Origin of the sequence: Mycobacterium sp. JS623, from assembly GCF_000328565.1 — a bacterium.
GTDB lineage: Bacteria > Actinomycetota > Actinomycetes > Mycobacteriales > Mycobacteriaceae > Mycobacterium.
Map to the genome: position 1 here is coordinate 5755935 of NC_019966.1, position 15455 is coordinate 5771389.

Annotated in this window: 17 protein-coding genes; 9 read left to right on the forward strand and 8 right to left on the reverse strand. The window is 64.0% G+C overall.

Features of this window, described 5'->3' with window-relative positions; all coding sequences use genetic code 11:
• Positions 1-731: 731 nt before the first annotated feature.
• Genes MYCSM_RS27990 through MYCSM_RS28015 form a run of 6 tightly spaced genes read right to left on the reverse strand, consistent with a single transcriptional unit; the run spans position 732 to position 6742 of the window.
• Positions 732-1898: a lipid-transfer protein gene (locus tag MYCSM_RS27990; protein ID WP_015309549.1), complete on the reverse strand. Its 1167-nt coding sequence runs from the start codon at positions 1896-1898 to the stop codon at positions 732-734.
• Entirely contained in the window at positions 1898-2299 is a 402-nt protein-coding gene (locus MYCSM_RS27995; protein ID WP_015309550.1) for a MaoC family dehydratase, read from the reverse strand. Before MYCSM_RS27995 ends, MYCSM_RS27990 begins: the two co-directional genes overlap by 1 nt.
• Positions 2296-3261 carry a bifunctional MaoC family dehydratase N-terminal/OB-fold nucleic acid binding domain-containing protein gene (locus MYCSM_RS28000; RefSeq protein WP_015309551.1) on the reverse strand — a complete coding sequence of 322 codons (966 nt, stop codon included), beginning with the start codon at positions 3259-3261 and terminating at the stop codon, positions 2296-2298. Before MYCSM_RS28000 ends, MYCSM_RS27995 begins: the two co-directional genes overlap by 4 nt.
• Positions 3262-3289: 28 nt before the next feature.
• Entirely contained in the window at positions 3290-4453 is a 1164-nt protein-coding gene (gene fadE29, locus MYCSM_RS28005; protein WP_015309552.1) for an acyl-CoA dehydrogenase FadE29, read from the reverse strand.
• A complete protein-coding gene (locus MYCSM_RS28010; protein ID WP_015309553.1) occupies positions 4438-5451 on the reverse strand; it encodes an acyl-CoA dehydrogenase family protein in 1014 nt (337 codons plus the stop codon). Before MYCSM_RS28010 ends, fadE29 begins: the two co-directional genes overlap by 16 nt.
• A 43-nt stretch (positions 5452-5494) precedes the next feature.
• On the reverse strand, positions 5495-6742 hold the full coding sequence (locus MYCSM_RS28015; protein WP_015309554.1) for a cytochrome P450: 1248 nt from the start codon (positions 6740-6742) through the stop codon (positions 5495-5497).
• Positions 6743-6862: 120 nt separating this feature from the next.
• Here MYCSM_RS28015 and MYCSM_RS28020 point away from each other — a divergent pair, with 120 nt between their 5' ends.
• Genes MYCSM_RS28020 through MYCSM_RS28040 form a run of 5 tightly spaced genes read left to right on the forward strand, consistent with a single transcriptional unit; the run spans position 6863 to position 10055 of the window.
• Entirely contained in the window at positions 6863-8038 is a 1176-nt protein-coding gene (locus MYCSM_RS28020; RefSeq protein WP_015309555.1) for a steroid 3-ketoacyl-CoA thiolase, read from the forward strand.
• A complete protein-coding gene (locus MYCSM_RS28025; protein WP_015309556.1) occupies positions 8038-8412 on the forward strand; it encodes a hypothetical protein in 375 nt (124 codons plus the stop codon). Before MYCSM_RS28020 ends, MYCSM_RS28025 begins: the two co-directional genes overlap by 1 nt.
• Positions 8413-8421: 9 nt before the next feature.
• Complete coding sequence (locus tag MYCSM_RS28030) at positions 8422-8877, forward strand: nitroreductase family deazaflavin-dependent oxidoreductase (RefSeq protein WP_015309557.1); 456 nt, start codon at positions 8422-8424, stop codon at positions 8875-8877.
• Positions 8835-9602, forward strand: coding sequence for a mycothiol-dependent nitroreductase Rv2466c family protein (locus MYCSM_RS28035; protein ID WP_051073828.1), 768 nt, complete (start codon positions 8835-8837; stop codon positions 9600-9602). The genes MYCSM_RS28030 and MYCSM_RS28035 overlap by 43 nt, the downstream gene beginning before the upstream one ends.
• Positions 9603-9608: 6 nt before the next feature.
• Positions 9609-10055, forward strand: coding sequence for a nitroreductase family deazaflavin-dependent oxidoreductase (locus MYCSM_RS28040; protein ID WP_015309559.1), 447 nt, complete (start codon positions 9609-9611; stop codon positions 10053-10055).
• Between the two features lie 58 nt (positions 10056-10113).
• Here the strand turns inward: MYCSM_RS28040 and MYCSM_RS28045 are convergent, their stop codons facing one another.
• Together MYCSM_RS28045 and MYCSM_RS28050 are read right to left on the reverse strand one after the other, a co-directional pair.
• The gene (locus tag MYCSM_RS28045; protein ID WP_015309560.1) at positions 10114-11019 is read right to left on the reverse strand and encodes an SDR family oxidoreductase; all 906 of its coding nucleotides are present in this window, start codon (positions 11017-11019) and stop codon (positions 10114-10116) included.
• 13 nt (positions 11020-11032) lie between these two features.
• Positions 11033-11785 (reverse strand): SDR family oxidoreductase, encoded by a 753-nt coding sequence (locus tag MYCSM_RS28050; protein WP_041315164.1) that lies wholly within the window; start codon positions 11783-11785, stop codon positions 11033-11035.
• Between the two features lie 72 nt (positions 11786-11857).
• On the opposite strand from MYCSM_RS28050, the gene echA20 reads away from it, so the two are divergent.
• From echA20 to ipdC, 4 genes are all read left to right on the forward strand, one after another.
• Entirely contained in the window at positions 11858-12616 is a 759-nt protein-coding gene (gene echA20, locus MYCSM_RS28055; protein ID WP_015309562.1) for a (7aS)-7a-methyl-1,5-dioxo-2,3,5,6,7,7a-hexahydro-1H-indene-carboxyl-CoA hydrolase, read from the forward strand.
• Between the two features lie 58 nt (positions 12617-12674).
• Complete coding sequence (ipdA, locus tag MYCSM_RS28060; RefSeq protein WP_015309563.1) at positions 12675-13550, forward strand: cholesterol ring-cleaving hydrolase subunit IpdA; 876 nt, start codon at positions 12675-12677, stop codon at positions 13548-13550.
• Positions 13550-14293, forward strand: a complete 744-nt coding sequence (gene ipdB / locus MYCSM_RS28065) for a cholesterol ring-cleaving hydrolase subunit IpdB (protein ID WP_015309564.1) — start codon at positions 13550-13552, stop codon at positions 14291-14293. Before ipdA ends, ipdB begins: the two co-directional genes overlap by 1 nt.
• Positions 14294-14354: 61 nt before the next feature.
• The gene (gene ipdC, locus MYCSM_RS28070; RefSeq protein ID WP_015309565.1) at positions 14355-15416 is read left to right on the forward strand and encodes a (3aS,4S,5R,7aS)-5-hydroxy-7a-methyl-1-oxo-octahydro-1H-indene-4-carboxyl-CoA dehydrogenase; all 1062 of its coding nucleotides are present in this window, start codon (positions 14355-14357) and stop codon (positions 15414-15416) included.
• Positions 15417-15455: the final 39 nt, after the last annotated feature.

Sequence of the window (15455 nt, forward strand, 5' to 3'; positions counted from 1 at the left end):
TCTTGCAGCTGTCGAAGACCGGGAAGGGTGTGTCGCACCTTCTCCGTGGTTTGCCTTGGATGAGCCATTTTTTCGACTCCAGTCGGTAACTCGATTGATAACGATCAGTCGTGGGCCGCGTTCGGACATGAGCACTCCGACTCTCATGCGGTTTATGTGAGCGACAAGCCGCTAGAGCACGCTGATGCGCACCGACCACCCCGGTGACCCCCGTCGACTCCGCACGTAGGCATATATGACGATCATGACCGTCGGCGCTACGTTGCGGTGATTCCCCTATTGTTGCGGTGACTCCCCCTTGTTCGATTCCCCTCCAACCATTCCGATGCTAGGCATTTGCCGAGAACACCGTCAACGCGCCAACGGCAGTCGCAGAGCAAATGCTTGCGTTGGCAAATGGGTGCCAAGGAACCGGCCCGACCTACTTCGTAATCCGTACATACGACTTCGCTGCTGAAGTGCACTATTCGTACTACTGGGTGTGATTTTGATGCGGTTTTCGTGAGCGACAATTGACGTGCCTAGTTAATTGCCGAGTGAAAGCAGTTCAGGCATGTAACCAGGTAGAGCGTGGGTGGGGGGCTGGCGTATGGGTAGCCGCGGGCAGCGTCGGGGGTCTATCCCACGGTCATGGGTAAGCAACACCACGGGCAACTAGGCAGAGAGATCGAAGTCTTTGCCCCTCTGGCGCCGAAGGGCGCACGGCCGAGTTCGCTCGGGCCGCCGAGTGCCTAACCGAGAATTAAACCCGAGGTTGGTACACCGGTGCCCGCGGTGACCAACACATGCTCGACGTCGTCCACCTGATTGACCGACGTACCCCGAAGCTGGCGAACCCCCTCGGCGATCCCGTTCATCCCGTGGATGTATGCCTCGCCCAACTGGCCGCCGTGGGTGTTGATCGGCAGCCGCCCCCCGATCTCGATCGCGCCGTCGGCGATGTAGTCCTTGGCCTCACCCTGACCGCAGAATCCCAACTCCTCCAACTGCATCAGGGTGAACGGAGTGAAGTGGTCATACAGAATCGCGGTCTGGATATCGGTGGGCTTCAAACCCGACTGCCGCCACAGCTGCCTGCCCACCAGACCCATTTCCGGCAGCCCCAGCTCCGGCCGGTAGTAACTGACCATCGAGTACTGGTCGGGGCTCGCCCCCTGCGACGCAGCCTCGATAATGACGGGCCGATGGTTGAGATCCTTCGCCCGCTCGGGTGATGTCACGACGATGGCGACGGCCCCGTCGGTCTCCTGACAGCAGTCCAGCAGCCGCAGCGGCTCGGCGATCCACCGCGAATTCTGATGCTCCTCAATGGTGATCGGCTTCTCGTAGAAATAGGCTTTCGGGTTGTTCGCAGCATGTTTTCGGTCGGCAACCGAAACCGCGCCGAAGTCCTTGCTCGTCGCCCCTGACAAATGCATGTACCGCTGGGCGATCATCGCCACCTGTGCGGCCGGGGTGGAGAGGCCGTGCGGATAGGAGAACGAGTTGTCCACGCCCGTCGAGTCGGCGTTCTCCACCAACCTCATCTGCACCTGACCGAACCGCGTCCCCGAGCGTTCGTTGAATGCGCGGTACGCCACAACGCAATCCGCGACACCGGTCGCGACCGCAATGGCGGCCTGCTGAATCGTGGCGCAGGCGGCGCCACCGCCGTGGTGGATCTTGGAGAAGAACTTCAGTTCGCCGATGCCCGTCGCGCGCGAGACGGCGACCTCGGTGTTGGAGTCCATCGTGAACGTCACCATGCCGTCGACATCGGCGGGCGTCAGGCCCGCGTCGTCGAGCGCGTCCAGCACTGCCTCGGCCGCCAGTCGTAGCTCACTGCGGCCGGAGTTCTTCGAAAAGTCGGTGGCGCCGATGCCGACGATCGCCGCCTTCCCGGACAGCTCACCGGGCATCAGGCGGCTCCAATCGTCAGTGTCGAGGTGGCGATCACGTGATCGCCAAGACTGTTGCTGCCAACGACTTTCAGCGTGATCAGGTCACCGTCAATGGCGGTGACTTCCCCCCTGAACGTCACCGTGTCGTAGGCGTACCACGGCACACCGAGTCGCAGCGAAATCGACTTGATGATCGCGTTCGGCCCAGCCCAGTCGGTGACATAGCGCTGCACTAGCCCGGTGTCGGTCAGGATGTTGACAAAGATGTCCTTCGATCCCTTGGCTTGTGCCTTATCGCGGTCGTGGTGGACGTCCTGATAATCGCGCGTGGCAATCGCCGTTGACACGATGAACGTCGGGTCGCCGTACAGCGCAAGCTCGGGCAGCTTCGTACCGACCTCGATTGCCGGCGCGCTCATGTGTTCGGCTCCCACGCATACAGCGTCCAGGCCGACCCGGAATCACCTTCAGGAAAGTCGATATACGTTGCGCGAACGGGCATTCCGATCTCCACCTTGGCGGGGTCTACGTTGCGGAGCTCGCCGAGCATCCGCACCCCCTCTTCGAGTTCGACAAGCGCGATGACGAAGGGCAGTGTGCGTCCTGGCACCTTCGGGGCATGGTGCACAACGTAACTGAACACCGTGCCCCTGCCGCTGGCCACCTGGTATTCGATAGGGGCTTCTTTGTCCTGCCAGAGGGCAGGCACCGGCGGATGCTGCAGGCTGCCGTCGGCTCGCTTCTGAATGCGCAACTCGTGCGCATTGACGCCGTCCCAGAAGAACTTGGTGTCCCGCGACGACGCCGGCCGCATCATCGAAGCCGCGTCGAGATCGTCGGGAACGGGTGAAGCAGCCGCCTCGTCCGAATCGGCAGGCCGGAATTTCATGATGCGCCACATCATTTCGGCGACGTCCTCGTCGCCGACCTGCCAGGTGATCTTCTGCGTGATGAAGAAACCTTCGCCCAAGGCGGTCCGCTTCGGCCCCACTACGTCGGTCAGCTCGGCCAAGACGCTGACCTCCTCGCCTGGCCGTAGGTACCGGTGGTAGGTCTGCTCGCAGTTCGTTGCGACGACGCCGACATAGCCTGCGTCGTCGAACAATTCCATGATCTTGGTCAGTGGGTCGTCGGCGGCGCGTCCGCTGCCGAGTCCGCCCATCGTCCAAACCTGAATCATGGCAGGCGGGGCGACGATGCCGGGGTGACCCGCGGCCTTTGCGGCCGCGTCGTCGACATAGATGGGGTTCTTGTCGCCCATCGCGTCGAGCCAGTGGTCGACCATCGGCTGGTTGACCGGATGACGGCCGACACGCGGCTTGCTCTTGCCCTCGGCCTTGACCTTCTCGGCTGCGGCCTGGATATCCTCGACTGCGCTCATGGTTGTCCGTTCTTCGCGCAAGCACTCATCACCGCGGAACCCTCGGCACCTTGAGACCCGACGCGGCAATCATTTCGCGCATCACCTCATTCACTCCGCCACCGAACGTGATCACCAGATTCCGCTTGGTCTGGCTATCCAGCCACTTCAGTAGTTCGGCGGTATCCGGTTCGGCAGGATTGCCGTACTTGCCGACAATCTCCTCGGCCAACCGCCCGACGTACTGAATGCGCTCGGTGCCAAAGACTTTGGTCGCTGCGGCGTCGGCGACGTTGATGTCCTCGCCCGCGGCGGCCACCTGCCAGTTGAGCAACTCGTTGATCCGCCAGATCGCGTGAATCTCGCCAAGACTGCGACGGACGTCGGGTTGGTCGATCGGTATCACGCCGTTACCGCCCGGCTTGGACGCCCACGCATGGATGCGGTCGTAGACGCTGGCGAACCGGCCCGCAGGGCCGAGCATCACGCGCTCGTTGTTCAGCTGGGTGGTGATGAGTCGCCAGCCACCGTTCTCCTCGCCGACGAGCATGTCGGCGGGCACCCGGACGTCGCTGTAGTAGGTGGCATTGGTATGGTGTGCACCGTCCGACAGGATCATCGGTGTCCAGGAGTAACCGGGATCCTTCGTGTCGACGATGAGGATCGAAATCCCCTTGTGCTTAACCGCTTCCGGATCGGTGCGGCACGCTAGCCAGATGTAGTCGGCGTCGTGTCCGCCGGTGGTGAAGACCTTCTGCCCGTTGACGATGTACTCGTCACCCTGCCGAACCGCGGTGGTACGCAACGAGGCGAGGTCGGTGCCCGCCTCCGGCTCGGTGTAGCCGATCGCGAAGTGCACATCGCCGGCCAGGATCGCGGGCAGGAATTTCTTCTTCTGCGCCTCGTTGCCGAACATCTGCAGGGTGGGCCCGACGGTCTGCAGAGTCACCGCTGGGAGCGGGACGTCGGCGCGGTGGGCTTCGTTGACGAAGATCTGCTGTTCGATCGGACCGTAGCCGAGGCCGCCGAACTCCTTGGGCCAGCCGACGCCGAGCTTGCCGTCCGAGCCCATTCGCTTGATCACCGCGCGGTAGGCCTTGCCGTGCCGGTCGGCCTCCATCTCCTTGTACTCGTCGGAGGAGATCAGGCCCGAAAAATATTGCCGCAGTCCGGCTTGCAGTTGCCGCTGCTCGGGGGTCAGTTCGATGAACATTGCGCTCCAACCAGATCGAGACGATGTGACGGCCCGCCCACCAACCGGGTCAAATCCTTGATGGTGGAGTAGTAGCGGTCCATCGGGTAGTCGATGTCCATGCCCATGCCGCCGTGCAGGTGGTGACAGATCTGCATCACCGGCGGCGCTTGGGAGGCCAGCCAGTAGCCAAGGACGTCCAAGTCGTCGTCGGCGTCACGGCCCTCAGTCAGTCGCCAGACGACTGACGTCGCCGCCAATGTCAGTGTGCGCGAGGCGATGTACACCTCGGCGAGCTGTGCGGCGACGGTCTGGAACGTCGAAAGCGGCTTGCCGAACTGATGGCGGTTGGCGACATAGTCGGCCGTCAGCCGCAGTGCACCTGCCACCAAACCGGATGCGAACGCACCAATCGTGGCGAGCGCCAACTGGTTCACGCGATGCGCGGTCGCCCCGTCGAGCACACCGTCGACCTCGGCATCGGTGAATGTCACGGTGTACTCGTCGCCATGGTTGGAGGTTGGGGACTTCGCCAGCTGAACGCCGTCGGCCTTCGGCGAAACCACTACGACCGCGCTGTCGGCGGTCACCAAAATCCAATCCGCTTGCTCCGCATAGCCAACCGCGACTTTGGTGCCGTTGAGTTTGCCGTTTGAAAACGTGGTCGCGGGCCGATCCGGCAGCGGGGCGCCCGGCTCGTTCAGCGCGGCCGTGACGACCGCACCCTTGGCCGCGCCCGCGAGGTACCGATCCTGCTGCTGGTCAGAAGCCAGGTCGATCAACGGCACTAACCCGAGGCCGAGGGTGGCCAGCGCCGGGCTGATCGTGGCGTGCCTGCCGATCTCGGTCAGTGCCGTCGCGACCTCCGACAGGCCGAGACCGTCGCCACCGAGCCGCTCCGGCACCGCCAGCGCCGTCACGCCACCTGCGACCAAAGCATCCCAACTGTTGTCCCGCTCGAGCACTGACGTGACCACGTCCGCGACAGCCTGCTGCTCCGGGTTCGGTGTGAAATCCACCCGACTCCTCCTTGAGTCTCAAAGGACTAATGCGCTGCGGCGCTTAATGTGCGACTGGACACTTACCGGTGTAGTCCACCTGCCAGTGCTTGATCCCATTCAGCCAACCTGATTTCAGCCGCTCGGGCTCACCGATCGGTTTCAGATCGGGCATGTGATCTGCAATCGCACTGAAGATCAGATTAATGGTCATCTTGGCGAGATTAGCGCCGATGCAGTAATGCGCACCCGTGCCGCCGAAGCCAACGTGTGGGTTCGGGCTGCGCAGGATGTTGAACGTGTGCGGGTCCTCGAACACGTCCTCGTCGAAGTTGGCCGAGCGGTAGGACATCACCACCCGCTGGCCCTTCTTGATCTGCACGCCACCCAACTCGACGTCCTCGAGGGCGGTGCGCTGGAATGCCGAGACGGGCGTTGCCCAACGGACGATCTCGTCGGCCGCGGTCTCCGGGCGCTCGCGCTTGTAAAGCTCCCACTGATCGGGGTTCTGCGAGAACCCGATCATGCCGTGGGTGATGGAGTTGCGGGTGGTCTCGTTGCCTGCCACCGCCAGCATGACCACGAAGAAACCGAACTCGTCGTCGGAGAGCTTTTCGCCCTCGATGTCGGCCTCGATCAGCTGCGTGACGATGTCCTCGGTCGGATTCTTCGCGCGCTCCGCGGCCATCTGCATCGCGTACTGAATGAGCTCGATCGACGACATCGCCGGGTCGATGTGCGCGTACTCCGGGTCCTCACCGGCAGTCATCTCATTTGACCAGCGGAACAACTTGTCGCGGTCGTCCTGCGGCACGCCGAGCAGCCCTGCGATGGCCTGCAGCGGCAGCTCGCACGACACCTGCTCGACGAAGTCGCCGGACTCTTGTGCGGCGGCCGTCTCGGCGATCTTTTGAGCGCGGATCCGCAGCTCATCCTCCAGCCGCCCCACGGCGCGGGGAGTGAAGCCACGGGAAATGATCTTGCGCAGCCGGGTGTGCTGCGGTGCGTCCATGTTGAGCAGCACGCTGCGCTGCAAGTCGATGGCGTCACGCGTCATCTCCTGGGGCCAGACGGGGATGGCGCCATCCGGCGAGCTACCGAAGACCTCGTTGCGTTTCGAGACCTCCTTGACGTCGGCGTGCTTGGTAACCAGCCAGTACCCTTTGTCTCCGAACCCACCAGTGCCACCGGGAACATCGACCCAGTGGACCGGCTCGGACTTGCGCAGCTCGGCGAGTTCGGCGACGGGCAGACCCGCTCGATTGAGCTCGGCGTCGAGAAAATCGAAGTCGGCTGAGATGGGGCAGGGCATATAAAGCTCTCCTCAATTGCAACGTGTTCTAGTGCCAGTAAAACATGGCTTCTGCGCAGATAAAAGGCAGGTCACCATCCTCGCTTGTCAGAGTAATGAAACGTGTTCTAGCCTGACGGAATGGGTAACCCTGTCATCGTTGAAGCCACCCGCAGCCCCATCGGCAAGCGGAACGGATGGCTGTCAGGCCTGCACGCAACCGAGTTGCTGGGCGCCACACAGAAGGCACTCGTTGAGAAGGCACGGCTCGACTCTGGTTTTGAAATAGATATGGTCGAGCAGGTCATCGGCGGCTGCGTCACGCAGTTCGGCGAGCAGTCCAACAACATCACCCGGGTGGGCTGGCTGGTCGCCGGCCTACCTGAGCACGTCGGTGCGATGACGGTCGATTGCCAGTGCGGCAGCGGTCAGCAGGCCAACGGCCTGGTTGCCGGCCTAATAGCCGCGGGTGCCATCGACATCGGCATCGCGTGCGGCATCGAGGCGATGAGCCGCGTCGGCCTTGGTGCCAACGCCGGACCCGACCGCGGCATCCTGCGGCCCGCGTCGTGGGACATCGACCTGCCCGACCAGTTCACCGCGGCCGAGCGGATCGCCAAGCGCCGGGGTATCACCCGCGAGGAGATCGACCAGTTCGGCTTCGACTCGCAGCGCAAGGCCAAACAGGCATGGGCCGAGGGCCGGTTCGACCGCGAGATCAGCGGCATCGAGGCGCCGGTGCTCGACGAGAACAAGCAACCCACCTCGGAGCGGCACGTCGTCACACGCGATCAGGGCCTGCGGGAGACCACGCTGGAGGGCCTGTCGTCGCTGAAGCCCGTCCTCGAGGACGGCATCCACACGGCCGGGACCTCGTCGCAGATCTCCGATGGCGCGGCAGCGGTGCTGTGGATGGACGAGGACAAGGCCAAGGCGCTCGGTCTGCGGCCGCGGGCGCGGATCATCAGCCAAGCCCTGGTCGGGGCGGAGCCGTATTACCACCTCGACGGTCCGGTGCAGTCGACGGCGAAGGTGCTGGAGAAGGCCGGGATGAAGATGGGCGACATCGACATCACCGAGATCAACGAGGCGTTTGCGTCCGTCGTGCTGTCGTGGGCGCGGGTGCACGACCCCGACATGGAGAAGGTCAACGTCAACGGCGGCGCGATCGCCCTAGGTCACCCCGTCGGCAGCACCGGCAGCAGGCTGATCACCACCGCGCTGCACGAACTGGAGCGCACCGACCAGACGACCGCGCTGATCACGATGTGCGCGGGCGGTGCGCTGTCCACCGGCACGATCATCGAGCGAATCTAGTGCCCGCGTCGGACGACGAACGGATCGCTGCGGCGCGCGCGTACATCGAGGCGCTGGTCAGTCATGACGCCGACAAGGTTCCGTTCGCGCCCGGCTGCACCCGCATCGAGTTCGGCGTTAAGACCGGCTTCTCCGGTGATCACTTGCGCCGCAGCCTGAATGGTGGACCGCAGTATCGCATCATCCGGGGTACCAGCGTTCCGGAGTTCACCGTCGACGGCGACGTGGTACGGGCCAAGTTCGATTTGGTGACCAAGCCGTCGATCGCCGGGCGACGGGTTGGCGCGCACATCGACGAGACGTTTCTCATCCCTGCGGAGGACGGCACAATCCATCACATCAAGGCGGTCGTTCGTCCGTTCCTGACGTCTTAGGATCAGGCCATGCCAAAGTCTCGCCCCCGCTTCATGGATCGCCCGGCAGCAGACGTGTTCATCAAGTGGATGTCGAAGATCAACACTTATATGTACAAGCGCAGCGACGGCGAGGGCTTTGGCGGTAACTTCCAGGGCATTCCCGTCGCGCTGCTGACGACAATCGGGCGGAAGAGCGGCGAACCGCGGATCAGCCCGCTGTATTTCCATCGCGATGGCGACACCGTCGTCGTCGCGGCGTCCAAGGGCGGCAGTGACAAGCACCCGATGTGGTATCTGAACTTGAAGGCCAATCCCAAGGTTCAGGTCCAGATCAAGAAAGAGATCCTCGACCTGACCGCCCGTGACGCCACGGACGAAGAGCGCGCCAAGTATTGGCCGACGCCGGTCGAGATGTACCCGACCTACAACGACTACCAGTCATGGACCGATCGCGTGATTCCGCTCGTCGTTTGCGAACCGTGACAACGGATTACGATCTTCACTTCTACTTCGATCCGGTCTGCCCGTTCGCCTGGATGACGAGCAAGTGGGTGCGCACCGTGGCGGCCCAGCGCGACTACCGCGTGGACTGGCGGTTCATCTCGTTGCGGATTCTCAACGCACACATCGACTATGCGACACACTTCCCTGAAAGTTACGAGGAGGGGCATACCGCTGGGCTGCGGCTTTTGCGAGTCGTTGCCCAGGTGCGTCGGGAGCAAGGACGCGACGCGGTCGGTCCACTCTACGAGGCGATGGGCGCCCGGATCTTCGACACGTCACGTGACGTCGATCCGTTGTCGGCATCGGATCAAGGGTCGCGCCGGATGTTGGAGCCGTTGCTCCGCGAGGTCGGGCTGGCCGCTGAATTCGTTGATGCGCTTGAGGATACGTCGCTGGACGAGGAGATCCGCGCGGAGACGGAGGAGGCGCTCGCACTGACGGGGCGCGACGTCGGCACGCCGATCCTGCACTTCCAACCGCCGGGAGGGACGGCGTTCTTCGGCCCGGTGATCAGCAGGCTGCCGTCGGCCGACGAGGCCGGTGAGCTGTGGGACCACGTCATTGCGCTGGCGAGCTTCCCCGGCTTTGCCGAGATGAAGCGCAGCCTTCGCGAGCGGCCCCAGCTGGCGAGCTTTGGCGTCGACACCGAATCGATTGGTAAACAAGAGGATTGGCACGGCGGCAGCCGTCGTCTGAAGAAGTAGGTCGCCATGGCAGAGGGCAGGATTCGTAATTCCAAGTTCCTGGCGCTGCTGCTGAAATACTTCGCCCGCGCACACATCTGGGTGTATCGCCGCACCGACGGCCGGCTCGGCGCCAGGCTGCTGTGGTTCCCGGCGGCCCTGATTACCACGAAAGGTCGCAAGACCGGCGAGCCACGGACCACGCCAACGCTCTATCTGCGCGACGGCGGTCGCGTCGTACTGCCTGCATCCTTCGGTGGCCGCGACAGCAACCCGGGGTGGTATCGCAACCTCAAGGCGAATCCGGAGGTGCACGTCCAGATTCGCCATGAGCATTTCGACCTGATCGCTCGTGACGCCACCGATGCAGAGCGAAACCTGTACTGGTCCAGACTTACCCGGATCTATCCGCCGTATCGGGGGTACCGGGAGGCGACCGATCGAGTCATTCCGCTGGTGATCTGCGAGCCGTAACCAGCGCGAGCAGACGTAAAAGTGCCTAGAAGGGCACTTTCGCGGCTATTCGAAAATGCTACGCGCCGTAGACCGGAACGGGCGGCCGCGCCTTGGCGAGCAAATCGCTGACCACAGGGCCGAGTTCGGCGGGATCCCACCGCGCGCCCTTGTCGATCTGTGGTCCGTGGGCCCAGCCTTCGGCCACCCGGACAATGCCGCCCTCGACCTCGAACATCCTGCCAGTGACATCCTCCGACTCGACGCTGCCGAGCCAAACCACGAGGGGTGAAATGTTTTCCGGTGCCATCGCGTCGAACTCGTTGTCCTGGGTCGCCATCATCTCGGCGAACACAGTCTCGGTCATCCGAGTGCGAGCAGACGGCGCGATCGCATTGACGGTGACGCCGTAGCGCCCCATCTCTGCAGCGGCGACTAGCGTCATAGCCGCGATGCCCGCCTTGGCTGCGCTGTAATTCGCCTGTCCCACACTGCCTTGCAGGCCGGCGCCGGAGCTGGTGTTGATGATGCGGGCATCAACGGGCTTGCCCGCCTTGGACTGCGCACGCCAGTAGGCAGCAGCGTGACGCATGGTCGCGAAGTGACCCTTGAGATGCACCGCGATGACGGCGTCGAACTCTTCTTCACTGGTGTTCGCGAACATACGGTCGCGAACAATGCCGGCGTTGTTCACCAGAACGTCGAGGCCGCCGAAGGTGTCGACCGCGGTCTGAATCAGGCCTTGCGCCTGCTCCCAATCGGCGACATTCGCCCCACTGGTGACGGCTTCTCCTCCGGCAGCGGTGATCTCGTCGACGACACCCTGCGCAGCGCTACCGCCGCCCGCGGGTGAACCGTCCAGGCCCACACCGATGTCGTTGACCACTACGCGCGCACCCTCGGCGGCAAACGCCAGCGCATGGGCGCGGCCGATGCCGCCGCCTGCACCTGTCACGATGACCACCCGGCCGTCGAGCAAACCCATATCCGATGTCTCCTTAGCTGATTGCGTTGGTTGTGGCCAGGTAGTGCGGCGGCTCGCCCCCGCCGTGAACCTCAAGGCTTGCACCGCTGATATACGACGCGGCATCCGACGCGAGAAACGCTGCGGCCCAACCGACGTCGGCGGGCTTGGCGAGCCTGCCGAGCGGAACGTTCTTCGAGATAGCCGCGATCGATTCCTCGTCGCCGTAAAAGAGCTCGGACTGTTCGGTTTCGACCATGCCCACCACGACGGAGTTGACCCGCACTTTCGGCGCCCACTCGACCGCCAGTGTGCTGGTGAGGCTTTCGACGCCCGCCTTGGCCGCGCCGTACGGCGCCGTGCCCGGTGTAGGCCGACGGCCGCTGACACTGGCGACGTTCACGATCGACCCGCCTCGTTCCTGCGTCTGCATGACGGCATTGGCGTGCTGTGACACCGACAACGGCCCGAGCAGGTTGAGCTCGATGATCTTTCGGTTGAACTTCGCACTCGCATCCGCGGTGAGCACGTAGGGCGAGCCACCGGCGTTGTTGACCACCACGTCCAGGCGCCCGTGCCGCTCGACGATGGTTGCGATCATCGCCGCGACGGCGTCGTCGTCTCGCACGTCGCAGGAGTGGAAGGCGTAGGGCAGGCCCTGGACCTCACGCCGCGCGCACGTCACCACGGTGGCGCCTTGATCTGCGAAGACGGCGCTGATTCCGGCGCCGACGCCGCGGACCCCGCCGGTCACGAGGACCACTCTGTCCTTGAGTCCGAGGTTGATGTCAGCGGCGCCGGTCACTGTGCTAGCGTACCAAGCAAGTGCTTGCTTAGGTACCGACCCCCAGGAAGTGCAATGCCAATCACCTCGACGACCACTGAACCGGGCATCGTCTCGGTGACAGTCGACTACCCGCCGGTCAACGCGATCCCCTCACAGGGCTGGTTCGAACTCGGCGATGTCATCACCGCCGCCGGCCGCGACCGCGACACCCACGTGGTGATCCTCCGCGCCGAAGGCCGCGGCTTCAACGCGGGCGTCGACATCAAGGAGATGCAGAACACCGAGGGCTTCACCGCGCTCATCGATGCCAACCGTGGCTGCTTCCACGCGTTCCGCGCGGTGTACGAGTGCGAGGTGCCCGTGGTCGCGGCCGTCAACGGCTTCTGCGTGGGCGGCGGCATCGGTCTGGTCGGCAACGCCGACGTGATCGTCGCCTCCGACGATGCAACATTCGGGCTGCCCGAGGTGGAACGGGGCGCACTCGGCGCGGCCACGCACCTGTCGAGGCTGGTGCCTCAGCACATGATGCGCAGGCTGTTCTTCACAGCGGCCACCGTCGACGCAGCGACGCTGCACCACTTCGGGTCGGTGCACGAGGTGGTGCCCCGCGCGGAGTTGGACGAGGCCGCACTGCGGGTTGCACGCGACATCGCCGCCAAGGACACCAGGGTGATCCGCGCAGCCAAGGAGGCGCTGAATCTGATCGACGTGCAGAAGGTCAACTCCAGTTACCGTATGGAGCAAGGGTTTACGTTCGAATTGAACCTGGCCGGTGTGGCGGACGAGCACCGCGACGCGTTCGCGGGAACCACGAAGGGCAAGAAGGCATGATTCGGCGGGTACGAGCAACGGGCCCACGCGCGCAGCGCAGGGGACGGCTGGTGGGACAATGAGCGACAAACGAACGACACTTGACGAGGCCGTCTCATCGATTGAGAGCGGTATGACGATCGGTATTGGTGGCTGGGGGTCACGGCGCAAGCCGATGGCGTTCATGCGGGCACTGCTGCGCACCTCGGTGAAGGATCTGACCGTAGTGACGTACGGCGGACCGGACATCGGGCTGCTGTGCTCGGCGGGCAAGGTGAAACGCATCTACTACGGCTTCGTGTCGCTGGATTCACCGCCGTTCTATGACCCGTGGTTCTCCAAGGCCCGCACCAGCGGATCGATCGAGTCGCGGGAAATGGACGAGGGCATGTTGCGGTGCGGGCTGCAGGCCGCGGCGCAGCGGCTGCCGTTCCTGCCGATCCGCGCCGGCCTCGGCAGCGACGTGCGCGCCTTTTGGGGTGACGAACTCAAGACAGTCACGTCGCCCTACCCCACCGATGGCGGCTTCGAGGAGTTGGTTGCGATGCCGGCGCTGCGGCTCGACGCGGCGTTCGTGCACATGAATCTCGGTGACGCGCAAGGCAATGCCGCCTACACCGGTATCGACCCGTACTTCGACGACCTGTACCTGATGGCCGCCGACCGACGCTACTTGTCGGTGGAAAGGGTGGTGCCCACCGAGGAACTGGTCAAGGCCGTGCCGCCGCAGGCACTGCTGATCAACCGGATGATGGTGGACTCCGTGGTCGAGGCGCCCAACGGCGCCCACTTCACCACAGCCGAACCGGATTACCGCCGCGACGAGAAGTTTCAGCGTCACTATGCCGAGGCGGCGGCCTCCGACGAAACATGGCAACAGTTCGCCGGGACGTATCTGTCTGGCAGCGAAGCTGACTACCAGGCCGCGGTGCGCAAGTTTGGAGAGGCTCAGTGATGTCGACGACCCGCGCCGAAATCTGTGCTGTCGCATGCGCGGAACTTTTTCGCGATGCAGGCGAGATCATGGTCAGCCCGATGGCGAACATGGTGTCGATCGGCGCCCGGCTGGCCCGGTTGACGTTTTCCCCCGACATCCTGCTCACCGACGGTGAGGCCCGACTGCTCGCCGATACGCCCGCCCTGGGTGTCGTCGGGGCGATCGAAGGCTGGATGCCGTTTGGCCGCGTCTTCGAGACACTGGCCTGGGGTCGTCGCCATGTCGTGATGGGCGCCAACCAGATTGACCGTTACGGCAACCAGAACCTGTCTGCATTTGGGCCGCTGCAGCACCCGACCCGACAGATGTTCGGGGTCCGCGGCGCACCGGGAAACACGATCAATCACGCGACGAGCTACTGGGTCGGCAACCACTCGAAGCGGGTATTCGGCGATTCCGTCGACGTGGTGTCCGGCATCGGCTGGGACAAGGTCGATGCCGACAATCCGGCATATCGATTCGTCAACGTCTTCCGGGTGGTGAGCAACCTCGGCGTGTTCGATTTCAACGGGCCGAATCACCAGATGCGCGCGGTGTCACTGCATCCCGGTGTGGAAGCCGAGCAGGTGGCCGAGAACACCTCATTCGAGGTGCACGGGCTGGACGAGGCCGAGTCGACGCGCCTTCCCACCGCCGACGAGCTGAAGCTGATCCGCGAAGTGATCGATCCGAAGTCGGTGCGGGACAAGGAAGTACGATGAGCAAAGCTTGCGAGCGAATTTTCAGAACAGCATGCGCCAACCCAGCTTACGAGGTCGGCGCATGAGCAAGCTGCGTACGCCGCTAACCGAGTTGATCGGCATCGAGCATCCGGTGGTGCAGACCGGGATGGGCTGGGTGGCGGGTGCGCGGTTGGTCTCGGCGACCGCCAACGCCGGTGGGCTCGGTATCCTGGCGTCGGCGACGATGACGCTGGACGAGCTTCAAACCGCAGTGACCAAGGTCAAGGAAGCAACGGACAAGCCGTTCGGCATCAACATCCGCGCGGACGCAGGCGATGCAGGAGACCGCATCGACCTGCTGATCCGCGAGGGTGTGAAAGTCGCGTCATTCGCCCTGGCGCCCAAGCCGGACCTGATCGCCAAGCTCAAAGACGCTGGCGTGGTGGTGATTCCGTCGGTCGGCCTGGCCAAGCATGCAAAGAAGGTCGCCGGCTGGGGCGCCGACGCGGTGATCGTTCAGGGCGGCGAAGGTGGCGGGCACACCGGCCCGATCGCGACCACACTCTTGCTCCCGTCGGTGCTCGACGCGGTGGACATTCCAGTCGTGGCGGCGGGCGGTTTCTTCGATGGCCGGGGCTTGGCGGCGGCGTTGTCGTATGGCGCCGCCGGCGTGGCGATGGGCACACGTTTCCTGCTGACCTCCGATTCCACGGTGCCCGACGCGGTCAAGCAGCGATACCTCGAAGCGGCGCTCGACGGCACCGTGGTGTCCACGCGTGTCGACGGTATGCCGCACCGGGTGCTGCGTACCGGCCTGGTCGAGAAGCTCGAGAGTGGTTCGCGGCTAAGGGGTTTCAGCGCTGCAGTACGCAATGCGCAGAAGTTCAAGAAGATGTCAGGCATGACGTGGCGGTCGATGATCAGCGACGGGCTCGAGATGCGCCACGGCAAGGAGCTGACGTGGTCGCAGGTCGTCATGGCTGCGAACACCCCGATGCTGTTGAAAGCCGGCCTTGTCGAAGGCAACACGACCGCGGGCGTGCTGGCCTCGGGTCAGGTTGCGGGCATTCTCGACGATCTACCGTCGTGCGCGGAGTTGATCGACACGATCGTCAGCGACGCCGTCAAGCACCTGCAGGCGGCCGCCGCGTTCGTCGAGTAGCCGCCGTGCCGTAAGCGTCACGGAAACAGGCCAATACCG

What these genes read in the sequence shown, in the direction of transcription:
- MYCSM_RS27990 (WP_015309549.1), bottom strand. Translation starts at nt 1,898, where the DNA reads ATGCCCGGTGAGCTGTCCGGGAAGGCGGCGATCGTCGGCATCGGCGCC.
- MYCSM_RS27995 (WP_015309550.1), bottom strand. Translation starts at nt 2,299, where the DNA reads ATGAGCGCGCCGGCAATCGAGGTCGGTACGAAGCTGCCCGAGCTTGCG.
- MYCSM_RS28000 (WP_015309551.1), bottom strand. Translation starts at nt 3,261, where the DNA reads ATGAGCGCAGTCGAGGATATCCAGGCCGCAGCCGAGAAGGTCAAGGCC.
- fadE29 (WP_015309552.1), bottom strand. Translation starts at nt 4,453, where the DNA reads ATGTTCATCGAACTGACCCCCGAGCAGCGGCAACTGCAAGCCGGACTG.
- MYCSM_RS28015 (WP_015309554.1), bottom strand. Translation starts at nt 6,742, where the DNA reads ATGCCCTGCCCCATCTCAGCCGACTTCGATTTTCTCGACGCCGAGCTC.
- MYCSM_RS28020 (WP_015309555.1), top strand. Translation starts at nt 6,863, where the DNA reads ATGGGTAACCCTGTCATCGTTGAAGCCACCCGCAGCCCCATCGGCAAG.
- MYCSM_RS28030 (WP_015309557.1), top strand. Translation starts at nt 8,422, where the DNA reads ATGCCAAAGTCTCGCCCCCGCTTCATGGATCGCCCGGCAGCAGACGTG.
- MYCSM_RS28035 (WP_051073828.1), top strand. Translation starts at nt 8,835, where the DNA reads ATGGACCGATCGCGTGATTCCGCTCGTCGTTTGCGAACCGTGACAACG.
- MYCSM_RS28040 (WP_015309559.1), top strand. Translation starts at nt 9,609, where the DNA reads ATGGCAGAGGGCAGGATTCGTAATTCCAAGTTCCTGGCGCTGCTGCTG.
- MYCSM_RS28045 (WP_015309560.1), bottom strand. Translation starts at nt 11,019, where the DNA reads ATGGGTTTGCTCGACGGCCGGGTGGTCATCGTGACAGGTGCAGGCGGC.
- echA20 (WP_015309562.1), top strand. Translation starts at nt 11,858, where the DNA reads ATGCCAATCACCTCGACGACCACTGAACCGGGCATCGTCTCGGTGACA.
- ipdA (WP_015309563.1), top strand. Translation starts at nt 12,675, where the DNA reads ATGAGCGACAAACGAACGACACTTGACGAGGCCGTCTCATCGATTGAG.
- ipdB (WP_015309564.1), top strand. Translation starts at nt 13,550, where the DNA reads ATGTCGACGACCCGCGCCGAAATCTGTGCTGTCGCATGCGCGGAACTT.
- ipdC (WP_015309565.1), top strand. Translation starts at nt 14,355, where the DNA reads ATGAGCAAGCTGCGTACGCCGCTAACCGAGTTGATCGGCATCGAGCAT.